This window comes from Bacillus sp. AFS029533, assembly GCF_002585125.1.
GTDB lineage: Bacteria > Bacillota > Bacilli > Bacillales > Bacillaceae_G > Gottfriedia > Gottfriedia luciferensis_B.
Genome location: NZ_NUQC01000032.1, coordinates 18650 through 32768, shown reverse-complemented (window position 1 = coordinate 32768; position 14119 = coordinate 18650). Strand labels below are relative to the sequence as shown.

Below are 14119 nucleotides of genomic sequence, written 5' to 3'. Positions count from 1 at the left end.
CGAATATTCGTTTCACTATAAGATAGAATGAAGCACTATTTTTGTGGAAAATTACGTTTTATGACTATTTTACCTAAATAAAAAACAAACTACATAATAGATAGAATAAAATAGAGGAGTGATGAAAATGACGGTTACGATTTATGATGTAGCACGTGAGGCAAACGTTTCCATGGCTACAGTTTCACGAGTAGTTAATGGTAATCCAAATGTTAAACCTACTACACGAAAAAAAGTAAACGAAGCGATCAGCCGTTTAGGATATAGACCAAATGCGGTAGCAAGAGGATTAGCAAGTAAAAAAACAACTACAGTTGGTGTAATTATTCCAGACATTTCAAATACTTTTTATGCAGAACTAGCCCGTGGTATTGAAGATATTGCAACAATGTATAAATACAATATTATCTTAAGTAACTCGGATGAGAATGTTGAGAAAGAAATTACATTAATAAATAATATGTTAGCAAAACAAGTTGACGGAATTTTATTTATTGGTGGAACAATTACGGATGTTCATCAAGAAGAGTACGAAAAAGCTGGCGTTCCAATAGTATTAGCGACTACATATGATGAAGCTAATAAAATCCCTTCAGTAAATATCGACTATGCTCAGGCGGCATTTGATGCAGTAGATTATTTAATTAAAAAAGGTCACCAAAAAGTAGCATTCGTAAACGGACCTACTGAAACGAATATTATCGGATTAAGTAAGTTAGAAGGATATAAACGTGCTTTGCAAGAAAATGGAATCGAATTCGATGAAGAGTTAGTAACTTATGGTGATAATACGTATGAATCAGGAAGTGAAGCTTTTGAAGCTTTCCATGAGCGTAATATTATTCCGAGCGCTATTTTCGTAGCATCTGATGAAATGGCGATTGGTGTAATCCACAGTGCTCAAGACCACGGAATATTAGTACCAAATAACCTTGAAGTATTTGGATTTGATAATACAAGGCTGGCATTAATGGTACGTCCAAAATTATCATCTGTTGCTCAACCAATGTATGATATTGGTGCAGTTGCAATGAGATTATTAACGAAGTATATGAATAAAGAGACAGTGGAAGATCATACAGTCATTCTTCCGCATCATCTTCAAATTAGACAATCTACAAAGTAAATGATAAAAGTAGCTTAGAATTTTAGTGATTCTAGGCTTTTTTGTTTTATGGGGGTGCAAATAAAGTTTAAAAAGTGCGATTAAAAGAAGAGTAACTACAATTAAGAGTTAAACTGCAAATAAATTCCGAGAATCGCAATTAAAATTGCCAAATCTGCAATTAAAATCAGAGAACCGCAATTTAAATGATCAGAATCGCAAATAAGATAATATATTACCTATACTGGTTGGGGTATAAAGAGCTTATTTTCTTCAATAGTAGGTTCTTTTTTTAGGAAAACTGGTAAATACACACGGAATCAATTTAAAAACGAACCATTTTTGAATTGAAGTTTACTAATTCATGCTCAAAAAATCCACCCGAAATTAAAAAACGCCGTCGAGATACCCTCTCAAGCGGCGCGTAGTATTTAAATAAAAGGCTTTTTTTGCTGAATGTGCAATGGCTCAAGTGCACGGTATAAGACTTGTTCATTGTATTCCTCTATTTCCTTTTTCCTTGGAATAGGCTTTACGATTGATGGATTGTCTGTCCAAGTTGTAGGTAACTTAACATTAGAAATTTTCTGCCATTTTTCTAACCAGCTATCCGGTATTAGGTTTGAAGTTGGTTGTTGATTTGTCATAGCTAGCCATACTTGTGACCAAGCTCTTGGTACTACTCTCCAGTAATCGTATCCTCCTCCAGCAACAGCAATCCATTTACCATCGCAATATTTATGAGCGATTTCGTGTGCGATTTTTGGGATTTCCTCGAATGTTTTCATTGTTGTACATAGATGAGTCAATGGATCGTAATAATGTGAATCAGAGCCATTTTGAGTGAGGATTACATCTGGTTTGAAGTATTGAGCTATATCGTTTATTGCTTTTTTATAGCTTAATAGAAATGATTCGTCTTCGGTGAATGCATCAATAGGAATGTTAAAAGAGTAACCGAAACCTTTTCCTTGTCCTCTTTCGGTTACCGCACCTGTACCAGGAAATAGATATCTACCAGTTTCATGTATTGAGAGTGTGCAAACAGTCGGGTCATCATAAAATGCCCACTGAACTCCGTCGCCATGGTGTGCGTCCGTATCTATGTATAATACCTTTAAACCGTATTTTTGTTGAATATATTTTATGGCGATTGCACAGTCATTATAAACACAAAAACCAGAGGCTTTTCGTTTAAAACCGTGATGTAGTCCACCACCTAAATTAAAAGCATGATTGGATTTTCCCTCTAGTACAGCATCTACTGCTGTTAAGGTGCCACCAACAATTAAAGAACTGGCCTCGTGCATATTTTTAAAAATGGGTGTATCTTCAGTTCCAAGCCCAAATTGTTCAGCGATATTTGCGCTAACAGGTTCGCGGCTTGCTTTTTTAACTTGTTCGATAAATTGTAAATCATGAAAAAGGAGCAGCTCATCATCTGTTGCTAATCTTGGTGGAATAATATCAGCGCCATTTAATAGATTACTAGATGTTAATAGTTCATAAACTAATTGAGAGCGAATCGGATTAAATGGATGATTTTCATTGAATTGATAGGCATGGTATTCTTCGCTATATATTAAATATGCATCCTTTTTCATCATGAGTCACTCGCTTCATTTGGCCAAAGAATTTTATATCCCTCAGTTTTTAAAGTTTGAATGATTGAAAGTGGATTCATCGTTTGAATTCTAAATACAAGAACCTTATGATCCACTTCTTTTGCAGGGTAAACAAGGACACTTACAATATTAATATTTTCTTTTGAAAATACGTTAACAACGTCACTTAAAATGCCTGGATGATCATGAACTAAGATTTCTATTTGGGAGCTAGGCTGATATGCTCCTGTTAAAGTTACTAGAGTGTGTAATACATCAATTTCAGTGACAAGTCCTATTAATTTTCCGCTAGATACGACAGGTAAGCAGCCTATTTTATATTGATAGAAATATGTTGCTACTTCTTCAACAAAGTCAATTGGACTGCAAGTTATGACATTAGTAGTCATAATTTTTTCAACAGGAACCTCAAGTACAGATGAAAATGCTTGTGGAAATAATGTTGAAGGTAGGGCATCACGTACATCTCGATCAGAAATGATTCCAACCACTTGATCATCTTTATTAATGATTGGAATATGACGAACTTCACCTGTTCGAAAAATTGTTACTGCTTCACCGATTGTATTTTCTTTTTTTAAAGTAATGTTTGAACTGCGCATAATATCTTGAATAAGCATTTTTTTGAATCCTACCTTTCGAGATTAAAGTTCAATTAGTACATATATCTTTGTAAAAAGCGTAGTGCGTCAAATGCTTGAATTTCTTCAGTTGTTACTCGTTTTCCCATTCTGACCATTAAACAGTTTGCTGGATGGGAACAGATTTCAGGATCATCAGTTGCAAATTGAATGAGTCCACCGGCATTCATCATTTTTTCCATCATTTTTCTATATTCCCATACGTTTAAACCAGTGCCTTTTAAATCCCAATGCCAATAATACTCTGTTGTGATAATGATATAGTCTTCCATTGCATCATCTAGCATTGAGAGAATTAACATATTTTTAGCAACTGAAAAACCGCGGAACTCAGGTATAACCTCAATTGCTCCAAGCTCGATTAAATTTTCTAGAGTTGTTTTTGACCATCTTTCAAGTGGGTCTGGATACAAATAAGTTACGTAACCTACTATTGTTTGATCGAGTCTAGCAATAATAATTCTAGCTTCAGGTAGACTAGCAATTTCAACAATTGCTTTGTGTTGCTGTGCTGGTTGTCTAAAAGATGTTAAATTTTCATGAAAATGATATGTTTCAAGTAAGGCAGATTCGACCGGTCCCTCTATAATTAATTCACCATGCACAGTTTGGATTGTTTTTGAAAAATATTTTTTTGGGTGATCCAATATTTCTCACTCCCTTTAAAAAGCACCTTTTTAATAATCATACTAAAAAATGCAGGAAAGACATACAGGAAAAAAAACAGTAGGTGTCTAATACATATAAATGGATAATTTATTAAAAATACTGAAAATTAAATCTTATCATTGTATAATGATAGTAGAGAATATCAAGGAGGGATTTATATGAAGGTGGAAGCGCTTCCTGTAAAAAACGGGCAATTTAATTTAAAAAACTATGAGGAAACTTATAAAAATTTTAAGTGGGAAGATGTAGAAAAAGAGTTTTCTTGGTATACAACACAAAAGTATAATATGGCTTTTGAAGCTATCGATCGTCATGCAAATTCTGATCGAAAAGATAAAGTTGCTTTGTATTACAAAGATGATAAGCGAAATGAAAAATATACGTTTGAAGAAATGAAAATTAATTCAAATAAGGCTGCAAATGTTTTAAAACAATTCGGTGACGTTGAAAAAGGTGATCGAGTATTTATTTTCATGCCTCGTCAACCAGAATTGTATTTTGCACTTTTAGGAGCTTTAAAATTAGGTGCTATTGTTGGTCCTTTATTCGAGGCATTTATGGAAGGTGCTGTAAAGGATCGTCTAGAGGATAGTGAAGCAAAGGTATTAGTCACAACGCCAGAATTATTATCACGTGTTCCAGTTAATGATCTACCTGCGTTAAAAACAATCTTCCTTATCGGTAATGACGTTGAGGAAGGCGGTAAATTTGTAGATTTTAAAGCTCGTTATAAAGAAGCGAAATCAGATTTTGAGATTACATGGTTAAATCGTCATGATGGTTTAATTTTGCATTATACTTCTGGGTCAACTGGTAAACCAAAAGGTGTACTTCATGTTCAACAAGCGATGATCCAACACTATCAAACTGGTAAATGGGTGACGGATCTTCAAAAAGATGATGTATATTGGTGTACAGCAGATCCAGGTTGGGTAACTGGAACTTCATACGGTATTTTTGGACCTTGGTTAAATGGTGCCTCTAACGTAATCTTAGGAGGTCGTTTCAGTCCAGATGCTTGGTATGAAACAATTCAAGAATTCGGCGTTACAGTTTGGTATAGTGCTCCAACAGCATTCCGTATGCTGATGGGTTCAGGGGAAGACATTATTAATAAGTATGATTTAAGTTCACTTCGACATATTTTAAGTGTTGGTGAACCTTTAAATCCAGAAGTAGTTCGTTGGGGAGCAAAAGTATTTAATTTACGAATCCATGATAATTGGTGGATGACTGAAACTGGAGCTTCATTAATTTGTAACTATCCATGTATGCCAATTCGCCCAGGTTCAATGGGTAAACCATTCCCTGGAGTCGAAGCAGCTATTGTTGATAATAACGGTAATGAAGTTGCTCCATATACGATGGGAAATCTAGCAATTAAAAAGGGTTGGCCATCAATGATGAACACAATTTGGAATAATGAAGCAAAATTCCAATCATATTTCTTAAATGATGAATGGTATGTTTCAGGTGATTCAGCGTATATGGATGAAGATGGATATTTCTGGTTCCAAGGTCGAGTAGACGATGTAATAATGACTTCTGGTGAGAGAGTTGGTCCATTTGAAGTAGAAAGTAAGCTTGTAGAGCATCCTGCGATTGCAGAAGCTGGTGTAATCGGTATACCAGATCCTGTAAGAGGTGAGATCATTAAAGCATTTGTTGCGCTAAGAGATGGGTATGTTGCTTCAGATGAATTGAAGGAAGAAATCCGTAACTTTGTAAAACTAGGACTAGCAGCTCATGCAGCACCTAGACAAATCGAATTCCGTGATAAATTACCAAAAACTCGCAGCGGAAAAATTATGCGAAGAGTATTAAAAGCATGGGAGTTAGACCTTCCAACTGGTGATTTATCAACAATGGAAGATTAATAAAAAAAGAAAACCATTGGAAAAAATCCAATGGTTTTTTGTTGTTCTAAAATTTTCGATCGGAGCCACCACCGCCGGAGCTTCCTCCGCCACCGCCTCTTGGGCCACCGCCACCTGAAGAGCTTAATAGTGCAGGTAATAAATTCAAAATGAAATAAGTTAGTACACCATTAAAGAACATCATATCAATGATGATGATCCCTATCACTATTGCAATGATGATGAATACTTTTAAATTGTCCCATAAATTACTTGTTTTAGAATGGCCAGTTTGTTCAGAGCCATTTAAAATAACATTATATAGTGATTTATATGTGTTTGTTATTGCAAGAGATTCTTCACCTTTTTTCAAATATGGAATAGCGCTCTGGTCCAAAATTTTACCAGATCTAATATCCGTTACAACTCCTTCTAAACCATATCCTACTTCGATTCTTATTTGTCTGTCTTTTTTAGCATATAACAAAAGAACACCATTATTTTTCTCTTTATTACCTAAACCATATTTTCGAAATGCTGTATTAGCATATTCTTTAATATCATTTCCTTCCAGACTTGGGATTGTTAATACCGCAAGTTGAGCGGAGGTAGTGTCTTCTAACTTTTTCCCTAATTGAATTAGAGTTTGTGAATCTTCTCTGTTAAGAACATTTGCATAATCTTGTACATAAATGTCTCCCACTTGAGAGGGTACTTTAATTTCAGCATTTGCTGCTGTAGCAAATGAAAAAAGAAATCCTATTAGGAATGTTGTTGAGAGAAATTTTCTCATTTATTACCATCGCCACTAAAGTCAACCTCAGGTGTAGCTTTATCTTTTTCAGATACTTCAAAGTAATCCTTCTTCTCGAATCCAAAAGGTCCAGCTACTAGAACACCCGGGAATTTTTTGATTTTTTGGTTGTAAACAGTTACTGCATCATTATAATCTTTACGAGCAATTGCTAGTCGATTTTCAGTTCCTTCTAGGCTATCCATTAATGCTTGGAAGTTTTGATTTGATTTTAAATCAGGATAGTTTTCAACGACTACTAATAGACGACTTAGCGCTCCAGACAATTCTGCATCAGCTTTACTTTTATCAGCAGTCGTTTGAGCACCAGCTAATTTTGCGCGTGCATCTGTTACTGATGCAATCACATCTTTCTCTTGTGTAGCATATCCTTTTACTGTATTTACTAAGTTTGGTATTAAATCTGAACGACGTTTTAGTTGGTTATCAACTTGTGACATTTTATTTGTTACATTTTCTTCTTGAGTCACAAAGCTATTATAGCTTCCGACACCCATAAAGATTAGAACGACTACAATAATTAAAGCAATCCATATTCCTTTATTCTTCAAGAAAAAACACTCCATTTCCAAAATATGTATTTTTAAAGATGTTAGTATTAATATTTAACCATATTATTTGATATAAAGCATTTTTATTCAAATATTGAATGACAATTTAAATAAAATTAATAAAAATTTAATTATCTATTTGACTTAAACGTTTTATTTGTGATATAAATGTTTCATAACATTTTAATAGTGAGCGTTGAAAGGCTTAGTAGTGTGAATGGTATTGGATCAGAGAGCTAATGGTTGGTGAGAATTAGCACAGACATTGACACGAATTACAACCTGGAGCATTCTTTTTCGAAATTTGTTTAATGCAAATTAGGATTAGAACGGTTAACAGCCGTTAATTGTATGAGAGGTAGCTAGTTTTATTAGCTACAACTAGGGTGGTACCGCGATTATAATTATTCGTCCCTACTGTTTATCAGTAGGGACTTTTTATTTTGTTTAAACGACGTATAGAGCATAGAAGGGGTGGGCTAAAAATGGAAAATATCTTACAAGATTTAGAATTTCGTGGATTAATTAACCAAATGACAGATGAAGAAGGTCTACAAAAATTATTAAGCGAAGAATCTGTTTCATTATATTGTGGTTTCGACCCAACTGGTGATAGCTTACACATTGGTCACTTATTACCAGTGTTAATGTTAAAGAGATTCCAAGTTGCAGGTCATAAACCAATTGGTTTAGTAGGTGGAGCAACTGGAATGATCGGTGATCCAAGCGGTAAGAAGGCAGAACGTACGTTAAATACTACTGATACAGTAAAAATGTTCAGTGAACGAATTCGTACACAATTATTACCATTTTTAAACTTCGAAGGTGATAATGCTGCTAAAGTAGTTAATAACTTTGATTGGACAGGCGAATTAGATGTTATTACATTCTTACGTGACATCGGTAAAAACTTCGGATTAAACTACATGCTAGCTAAAGATTCAGTTGCATCTCGATTAGAAGCAGGTATTTCATTTACTGAATTTAGTTACATGATTTTACAATCATATGATTTCTTAAAATTATACCAAGACCATAACTGTAAATTACAAATTGGTGGTAGTGACCAATGGGGTAATATTACAGCGGGTATGGAATTAATCCGTAAGACAGAAGAAGATTCAAAAGCTTTTGGTCTTACAGTACCTTTAGTAACAAAAGCTGACGGTTCTAAATTTGGTAAAACAGAAGGCGGAGCAGTTTGGTTAGATCCAGAAAAAACAACTCCATACGAATTCTACCAATTCTGGATTAATACAGATGACCGTGATGTAGTTAAATACTTGAAATACTTTACTTTCTTAACAAAAGAAGAAATTTTAGAGCTAGAGAAACAATTTAATGAAGCACCAGAACAACGTGTTGCTCAAAAAGCATTAGCTGCTGAAGTAACAAAACTTGTTCACGGTGAAGCTGCTCTTGATCAAGCAATTAAAATTACAGAAGCATTATTTAGTGGATCTGTAAAAGAATTAACGGCTGCTGAAATTAAACAAGGTTTTAAAGACGTGCCTTCATTTAATTTAAGTGAAGCAGAAAAAGGATTAGTAGACTTACTAGTTGAAGCAAAAATTTCTCCATCAAAACGACAAGCACGTGAAGATGTACAAAACGGTGCTGTTTATGTAAATGGAGATCGTATACAGGACGTTGCAACTGTGTTAACTAAACAAGATGCAATTGAAGAGCAATTTATTATTATCCGTCGTGGTAAGAAGAAATACCACTTGGTTACATTATAATACCGAACAAACAGTGAACGAAAAAGCAGTAGTTTGGTTGGAAGTAGTTCAGAGAGCGAGTGGTTGGTGAAAACTCGTCTACACAATCAAATGAATTACATTTCGGGAGTTTTCTTTTCGTAGTTAGTTGATCTAATGAAGGGAAGAACGTAAGTCTACGTTACAGATTCGAGTGATAAGAATTTTTATTAGTCATAGTATTAATTCTTATAACTAGGGTGGTAACGCGATCGAGGTCGTCCCTATTTTATATAGGGAGGCCTCTTTTTTTATTGCACTTTAATAGGTATAAATTGGCAGCGATGATCCTTGCTCGACGTAGTAGCCAATTCTAGGAATAAAGAGTATAAGTGCAACTACGTCTTTGCCATCGCCTAAAAGGCTCATCAATCAACGAGTTTTCTTTATTTTTTTTTGAAAGGGTGACAATCATGGAGATTTTTGCAACAAAAGATTACCGAATATTGGCAAAACTTAATGAAGATGTACAAAATTTACATGCTGAATTGTTTCCAGAATTTTTTAAGGTTCACAATCTAGCGGAGATAACTGAGTTTTTCAAGGGTGTAGTTGATAAATCAGATCATCATTTTTTCGTAGTAAAAGATATTGAAGAATTGGTCGGATACGCTTGGATTGAAATAAAACATATACCTGAAGGACCGATTAAAAAGGCTTTTCGGCTAGGTTATGTTCATCAAATAAGTATTAAAGAAGAAAAAAGAAATAAAGGATACGGTTCTTTCTTAATTCATAAAATTGCTTCATTTGCTCGTGAGAATAATCTTTCTAGAATTGAGCTAGATTATTGGATCGAAAATAAAAATGCAAGTAGTTTTTATGAGAAACTTGGGTTCGTAAAGTTTCGTGAACACGTATTTATGGATGTATAAAAAAGGGAGAGTATATAAAATGAAAAAGATTGAATTAGGTGCGTTAATCGCACTGTTTGCAGTTATTATGTCTAGTTGTCTAGTTATATTAAAATCAGATCCACAAATTCCGCTTCTTTTATGTGTTGTTTGTTTAGCTGTATTTGGATTATTTAAAGGGTTTAAATGGGAGCAGATTGAAAATGGTATGAAAAAGGGTATTCAAAATGGCTTGTCACCTACATTAATCTTAATGATGATCGGTCTATTAATCGGTTCTTGGATGCTAAGTGGTACAGTACCTACATTATTATTTTACGGAATTTCGGTTCTTTCAGCTAAGTGGTTTGCGATCAGTGCAATTTTTATTACAATCATCGTTGCTAGTTTTACTGGTAGTACTTTTACAACAATCGCTACAGTTGGTGTTGCGTTAATGGGAATCGCACATATAATGGGGATTCCACCAGCAATTGCAGCAGGTGCGATTATTAGTGGAGCGTGTTTTGGTGATAAGATGTCACCGATTTCAGATACAACGAATTTCGTTCCAAGTATTTTAGGAATAAAGGTTAATGAACATATTCGACACATGGCATATACAACAATTCCAGCATTAATTGTTACAGTTATATTATTTTTAATCATCGGTATGGGTCATGGAAATACAGATATGGCGCAAGTTACAGAAATGAAAAAAGCAATTTCAACTAGCTTTGAAGTCAATCCGTTATTATTAATCCCATGTTTAATTGTTTTTATAATGGCATTTAGAGGTTTTTCAACTTTACCAACGATGTCGGCTGGTATTGTTAGTTCATTAGTTTTAGCATTTTTCATTCAAAAAGATATTACACTTGCAAAAGTGTTTACAACATTACAAAATGGATTCCAAACGGATACAGGGAACGAAATGCTTAATTCCATTGTTAACCGTGGAGGATTACAATCAATGATGTGGTCTGTGTCATTAATATTTATTGCACTTGCTCTAGGCGGATTATTACAAGAGCTACGTGTATTCGAGACATTAATACAGTCATTATCTAATTTGAAACGTAACGGGCATATTGTTATTGCAAGTACATTATCTGCAATGAGTGTAAATCTTTTAACAGGTGAACAATACTTATCAATTCTACTTCCTGGGCAATTATTAAAGGATGTATTTATCAAAAAAAATATACCACTTAAAAACTTATCACGTGCATTAGAAGATGGTGGAACACTTTTTAATCCAATCGTTCCTTGGAGTGTAAGTGGAGCGTTTTTCGCTTCAACATTGGGAGTACCTGTTATTGATTACTTACCGTTTGCATTCGTATTATTTATTACACCATTATTCAGTATGTTAGCCGCTTTATTGGGTAAAGGTTTAGAAGTTGAAAATAAAGGAGAAAGTTCAAGAAAAGTCGCATAAACAAATTGTTTCTACGTAAACTAGTTTTTGTACGAACTGGTTAATGGAGGGAAAAAAATGAGTCATGCAGCAGGTGGTTCAAAGAAAAATCGTCCTAGTGATGCAAATCATGTAGATGCAAAAACGAAAGCTCATCAAAAAAGGCTTTCAAAGGATCAACATAATCCAATGGGCGAAAAGTATCCTAGATAGTTGAATAAATAATTTTGAATCAATCCCCTATATGAAAGAAAGGACATCCATCCATTTCTTTTCATATAGGGGATTTTTTATTTGTAGTCTAACTTTTTATGAGGAATAATGTTAAATGTTTATGCAATATTCAAATTTTAGTGAAATCCACTTAATTATCCGATAAAATAAAAGCTAAAGTAATTTTATTTAAGGGGATAAAGGTAATGAGCTTTTTTAAAATAATTACATATACAATTATTATTGGGATACTAAGTTATGTATTCTGTATCGTTTTTATCGGTATAAATAGCTTTTTACAATATCAGCATAAAGTACCTAAAAATGCAGATTATATCATCGTATTAGGCGCTGGTTTGAAAAAGGATAAACCTACTAGAGCTTTACGTTATCGAATTGAAACAGCAGCTAAATATGCTAAGGAAAATAAAAGTGCAAAAATTATTGTTTCAGGTGGAAAAGGTAATGATGAATTGATATCAGAAGCTGAATGTATGAGGGTTGAATTAATCAAATTAGGAATTGAAGAAGATCGAATTGTGAAGGAAGATTTATCAACAAATACATACGAGAATATGAAATTCTCAAAAAAGCTCATTCATAACGATCAAGCTCAAGTAGTCGTTGTTTCAAATGATTATCATTTATTTAGATCTTTAAAATTGGCTAAAAAACAAGGGTTGAATGTAGTCGGACTTCCTGCAAAAACACCAAAAGTTATCATACCGACAGCATACTTTAGAGAATGTTTATCTATTTTAAAAGCTATCTACTATAAACAAATGTAATCATTGTAGGCAATCTATCATTTTTATAAAAACTATGAATTAAATTTGTACCAATGTCCGTTTCATTTCTACTGATTGAAACATTTTATATTATATGGATTTGCTTGTCCAAATAATATGAAAGGAGTGACGTTGATGTCGTCAAAATTTTTATCAACTGGCGTATTAAGAAGACATTCTAGTACTCAGTTTTTAACAGTTGAAGCTCTTAATGTTGACCCGGATGACTCACGTTCTGTGAGTGTATTAATGTTTGACTGGTCAAGTGGTTCACCTGTGATTCTTCCTATGGTTGACCCATCTACAGTAACAATTCCACCAAATCAATATAGAACATTTAGATCTTTCCAACTTCCAGCAGCTTTATTTGCTTATGAAGTAAGAATTCTTCATCCGAAAGATCGTGATGTTGTAGTAAATGTATTTGGACTTAGTGACATTGCATTTGATCCTCAAGAAGGTAATAATGCAATGCAACATGACTTAGCGGTAGTGAAATTAAAATAAAATAAAATGTTATTTTAATACACCTCTCAATTCCGCATAAGTAGCCCTTCGAGTAAAGTCGAGGGCTTTTTTTTATGGTGTAAAATAAATATAAAAAAAACCACAATCAAATTTGATTGTGGTTTCTCATCGCTTTCTAAGAAGCGATATGATTAACGGTTGTAGAATTCAACGATAAGAGCTTCGTTGATTTCAGCTGGTAATTCAGAACGCTCTGGTAAGCGGTTGAAAGTACCTTCTAATTTGTCAGCGTTGAAAGTGATGTACTCAGGTACAAAGTTGTTAACTTCAACAGCTTCTTTAACTACAGCTAAGTTTTGTGATTTTTCACGTAAGCTGATAGTTTGGCCAATTTTCACACGGAAAGATGGGATGTCTACACGTTTGCCATCAACTAAGATGTGGCCGTGGTTAACTAATTGACGAGCAGCACGACGAGTACGAGCAAGACCCATACGGTAAACTACGTTGTCTAAACGAGTTTCTAATAAGATCATGAAGTTTTCACCATGTTTACCAGTTAATTTACCAGCGATATCAAAAGTGCGACGGAATTGACGCTCATTAACACCGAACATGTGACGAAGTTTTTGTTTTTCTTGTAATTGTAAACCGTATTCTGATAATTTTTTGCGTTGGTTAGGTCCGTGTTGACCTGGTGCGTAAGGGCGTTTTTCTAATTCTTTACCTGTTCCGCTTAATGAAATGCCTAAACGGCGAGATAATTTCCAAGTAGATCCTGTATAACGAGACATTGAGTGTCTCCTCCTTTAGTTTTTATTTTGGAGTAAAATAAAAACGTTCGTGTAGCCCCAGTTTGTTTATTTTGCTTTCATGTATCCTCGCTCCAGCAGCCAGAGTTACGCGATGACACCTCTTAAACAGTAGAGGAACAAAATAAATATCAAGCCTGTGCTTACAACGCTGCGTTATTTTACACAAAAAATATTATAACCAGATAGTATAAAATAGTCAAGGGCAGTTTTGTTTTTAGCTTTTTATAAAAAGAACTTTGTCAATTAATCTTATCATTGATAAATAAGCTTTGTGGTATGATTTCCACTACAGTGCGCTCGCTTTCCATGGGGCGAGATTCTTGAGCCTCCTCGGCAAGCCTGCGGGGTCTTTAGCCTTCCCGCTAATCCCNNCCTTTCGTTCCAATCAACTTCTTAATAAAAAAGAATAATCTTAAAAACAATAGAATTGTCTTATAAACGTATGATTTTCGCTTTAGTAATCTAGTTGCAAGTAATAGATAATCCACGACTTACAAAGCATTAAAAATAGTGCCTCAAAAAAGATATTTGTAATAATAATGACGTTAATTATGTTAAATT

General features: G+C 34.1%; 14 protein-coding genes and 2 other annotated features. Of the genes, 8 read left to right on the top strand and 6 right to left on the bottom strand.

Features of this window, described 5'->3' with window-relative positions; all coding sequences use genetic code 11:
- The first annotated feature begins 127 nt into the window (after window positions 1–127).
- Window positions 128–1126, top strand: coding sequence for a catabolite control protein A (gene ccpA, locus COE53_RS17835; protein WP_069034642.1), 999 nt, complete (start codon window positions 128–130; stop codon window positions 1124–1126).
- Between the two features lie 410 nt (window positions 1127–1536).
- On the opposite strand, the gene COE53_RS17830 is transcribed toward ccpA, so the two are convergent.
- The 3 genes from COE53_RS17830 to COE53_RS17820 are packed head-to-tail and all read right to left on the bottom strand — an operon-like array spanning window position 1537 to window position 4018.
- Window positions 1537–2709: an acetoin utilization protein AcuC gene (locus COE53_RS17830; protein WP_091023617.1), complete on the bottom strand. Its 1173-nt coding sequence runs from the start codon at window positions 2707–2709 to the stop codon at window positions 1537–1539.
- A complete protein-coding gene (locus tag COE53_RS17825; RefSeq protein ID WP_091023614.1) occupies window positions 2709–3350 on the bottom strand; it encodes an acetoin utilization AcuB family protein in 642 nt (213 codons plus the stop codon). The genes COE53_RS17830 and COE53_RS17825 overlap by 1 nt, the downstream gene beginning before the upstream one ends.
- A gap of 35 nt (window positions 3351–3385) precedes the next feature.
- Entirely contained in the window at window positions 3386–4018 is a 633-nt protein-coding gene (locus tag COE53_RS17820) for a GNAT family N-acetyltransferase (protein WP_091023612.1), read from the bottom strand.
- 180 nt (window positions 4019–4198) lie between these two features.
- Here COE53_RS17820 and acsA point away from each other — a divergent pair, with 180 nt between their 5' ends.
- Window positions 4199–5917 (top strand): acetate--CoA ligase, encoded by a 1719-nt coding sequence (gene acsA / locus COE53_RS17815; protein ID WP_091023610.1) that lies wholly within the window; start codon window positions 4199–4201, stop codon window positions 5915–5917.
- A 46-nt stretch (window positions 5918–5963) separates the two neighbouring features.
- Here acsA and COE53_RS17810 read toward each other — a convergent pair whose 3' ends face one another.
- Window positions 5964–6689, bottom strand: coding sequence for a TPM domain-containing protein (locus COE53_RS17810; protein ID WP_098948468.1), 726 nt, complete (start codon window positions 6687–6689; stop codon window positions 5964–5966).
- The gene (locus COE53_RS17805) at window positions 6686–7261 is read right to left on the bottom strand and encodes a LemA family protein (RefSeq protein ID WP_069034636.1); all 576 of its coding nucleotides are present in this window, start codon (window positions 7259–7261) and stop codon (window positions 6686–6688) included. Before COE53_RS17805 ends, COE53_RS17810 begins: the two co-directional genes overlap by 4 nt.
- Before the next feature lie 187 nt (window positions 7262–7448).
- Window positions 7449–7680: a binding site (T-box leader), on the top strand.
- 66 nt (window positions 7681–7746) lie between these two features.
- Here COE53_RS17805 and tyrS point away from each other — a divergent pair.
- The 6 genes from tyrS (at window position 7747) to COE53_RS17775 (ending at window position 12782) form a co-directional block, all read left to right on the top strand.
- On the top strand, window positions 7747–9003 hold the full coding sequence (tyrS, locus tag COE53_RS17800) for a tyrosine--tRNA ligase (RefSeq protein WP_069034635.1): 1257 nt from the start codon (window positions 7747–7749) through the stop codon (window positions 9001–9003).
- Window positions 9004–9007: 4 nt separating this feature from the next.
- Window positions 9008–9250 (top strand) — a binding site (T-box leader).
- A 184-nt stretch (window positions 9251–9434) separates the two neighbouring features.
- Entirely contained in the window at window positions 9435–9896 is a 462-nt protein-coding gene (locus tag COE53_RS17795) for a GNAT family N-acetyltransferase (RefSeq protein ID WP_069034634.1), read from the top strand.
- A gap of 19 nt (window positions 9897–9915) precedes the next feature.
- The gene (nhaC, locus tag COE53_RS17790; protein ID WP_069034633.1) at window positions 9916–11295 is read left to right on the top strand and encodes a Na+/H+ antiporter NhaC; all 1380 of its coding nucleotides are present in this window, start codon (window positions 9916–9918) and stop codon (window positions 11293–11295) included.
- A gap of 57 nt (window positions 11296–11352) precedes the next feature.
- On the top strand, window positions 11353–11487 hold the full coding sequence (locus tag COE53_RS24420) for a hypothetical protein (protein ID WP_088013475.1): 135 nt from the start codon (window positions 11353–11355) through the stop codon (window positions 11485–11487).
- Between the two features lie 206 nt (window positions 11488–11693).
- Entirely contained in the window at window positions 11694–12275 is a 582-nt protein-coding gene (locus COE53_RS17780; protein ID WP_069034632.1) for a YdcF family protein, read from the top strand.
- Window positions 12276–12410: 135 nt separating this feature from the next.
- Window positions 12411–12782, top strand: a complete 372-nt coding sequence (locus COE53_RS17775) for a hypothetical protein (protein WP_254664611.1) — start codon at window positions 12411–12413, stop codon at window positions 12780–12782.
- Window positions 12783–12934: 152 nt separating this feature from the next.
- Here COE53_RS17775 and rpsD read toward each other — a convergent pair whose 3' ends face one another.
- Window positions 12935–13537, bottom strand: coding sequence for a 30S ribosomal protein S4 (rpsD, locus tag COE53_RS17770; protein ID WP_056472146.1), 603 nt, complete (start codon window positions 13535–13537; stop codon window positions 12935–12937).
- Window positions 13538–14119: the final 582 nt, after the last annotated feature.

Coding starts and splice junctions, on each gene's coding strand:
- nhaC (WP_069034633.1), top strand. CDS start 9,916: ATGAAAAAGATTGAATTAGGTGCGTTAATCGCACTGTTTGCAGTTATT.
- rpsD (WP_056472146.1), bottom strand. CDS start 13,537: ATGTCTCGTTATACAGGATCTACTTGGAAATTATCTCGCCGTTTAGGC.
- COE53_RS17830 (WP_091023617.1), bottom strand. CDS start 2,709: ATGAAAAAGGATGCATATTTAATATATAGCGAAGAATACCATGCCTAT.
- COE53_RS24420 (WP_088013475.1), top strand. CDS start 11,353: ATGAGTCATGCAGCAGGTGGTTCAAAGAAAAATCGTCCTAGTGATGCA.
- acsA (WP_091023610.1), top strand. CDS start 4,199: ATGAAGGTGGAAGCGCTTCCTGTAAAAAACGGGCAATTTAATTTAAAA.
- ccpA (WP_069034642.1), top strand. CDS start 128: ATGACGGTTACGATTTATGATGTAGCACGTGAGGCAAACGTTTCCATG.
- COE53_RS17775 (WP_254664611.1), top strand. CDS start 12,411: ATGTCGTCAAAATTTTTATCAACTGGCGTATTAAGAAGACATTCTAGT.
- COE53_RS17795 (WP_069034634.1), top strand. CDS start 9,435: ATGGAGATTTTTGCAACAAAAGATTACCGAATATTGGCAAAACTTAAT.
- tyrS (WP_069034635.1), top strand. CDS start 7,747: ATGGAAAATATCTTACAAGATTTAGAATTTCGTGGATTAATTAACCAA.
- COE53_RS17825 (WP_091023614.1), bottom strand. CDS start 3,350: ATGCTTATTCAAGATATTATGCGCAGTTCAAACATTACTTTAAAAAAA.
- COE53_RS17810 (WP_098948468.1), bottom strand. CDS start 6,689: ATGAGAAAATTTCTCTCAACAACATTCCTAATAGGATTTCTTTTTTCA.
- COE53_RS17780 (WP_069034632.1), top strand. CDS start 11,694: ATGAGCTTTTTTAAAATAATTACATATACAATTATTATTGGGATACTA.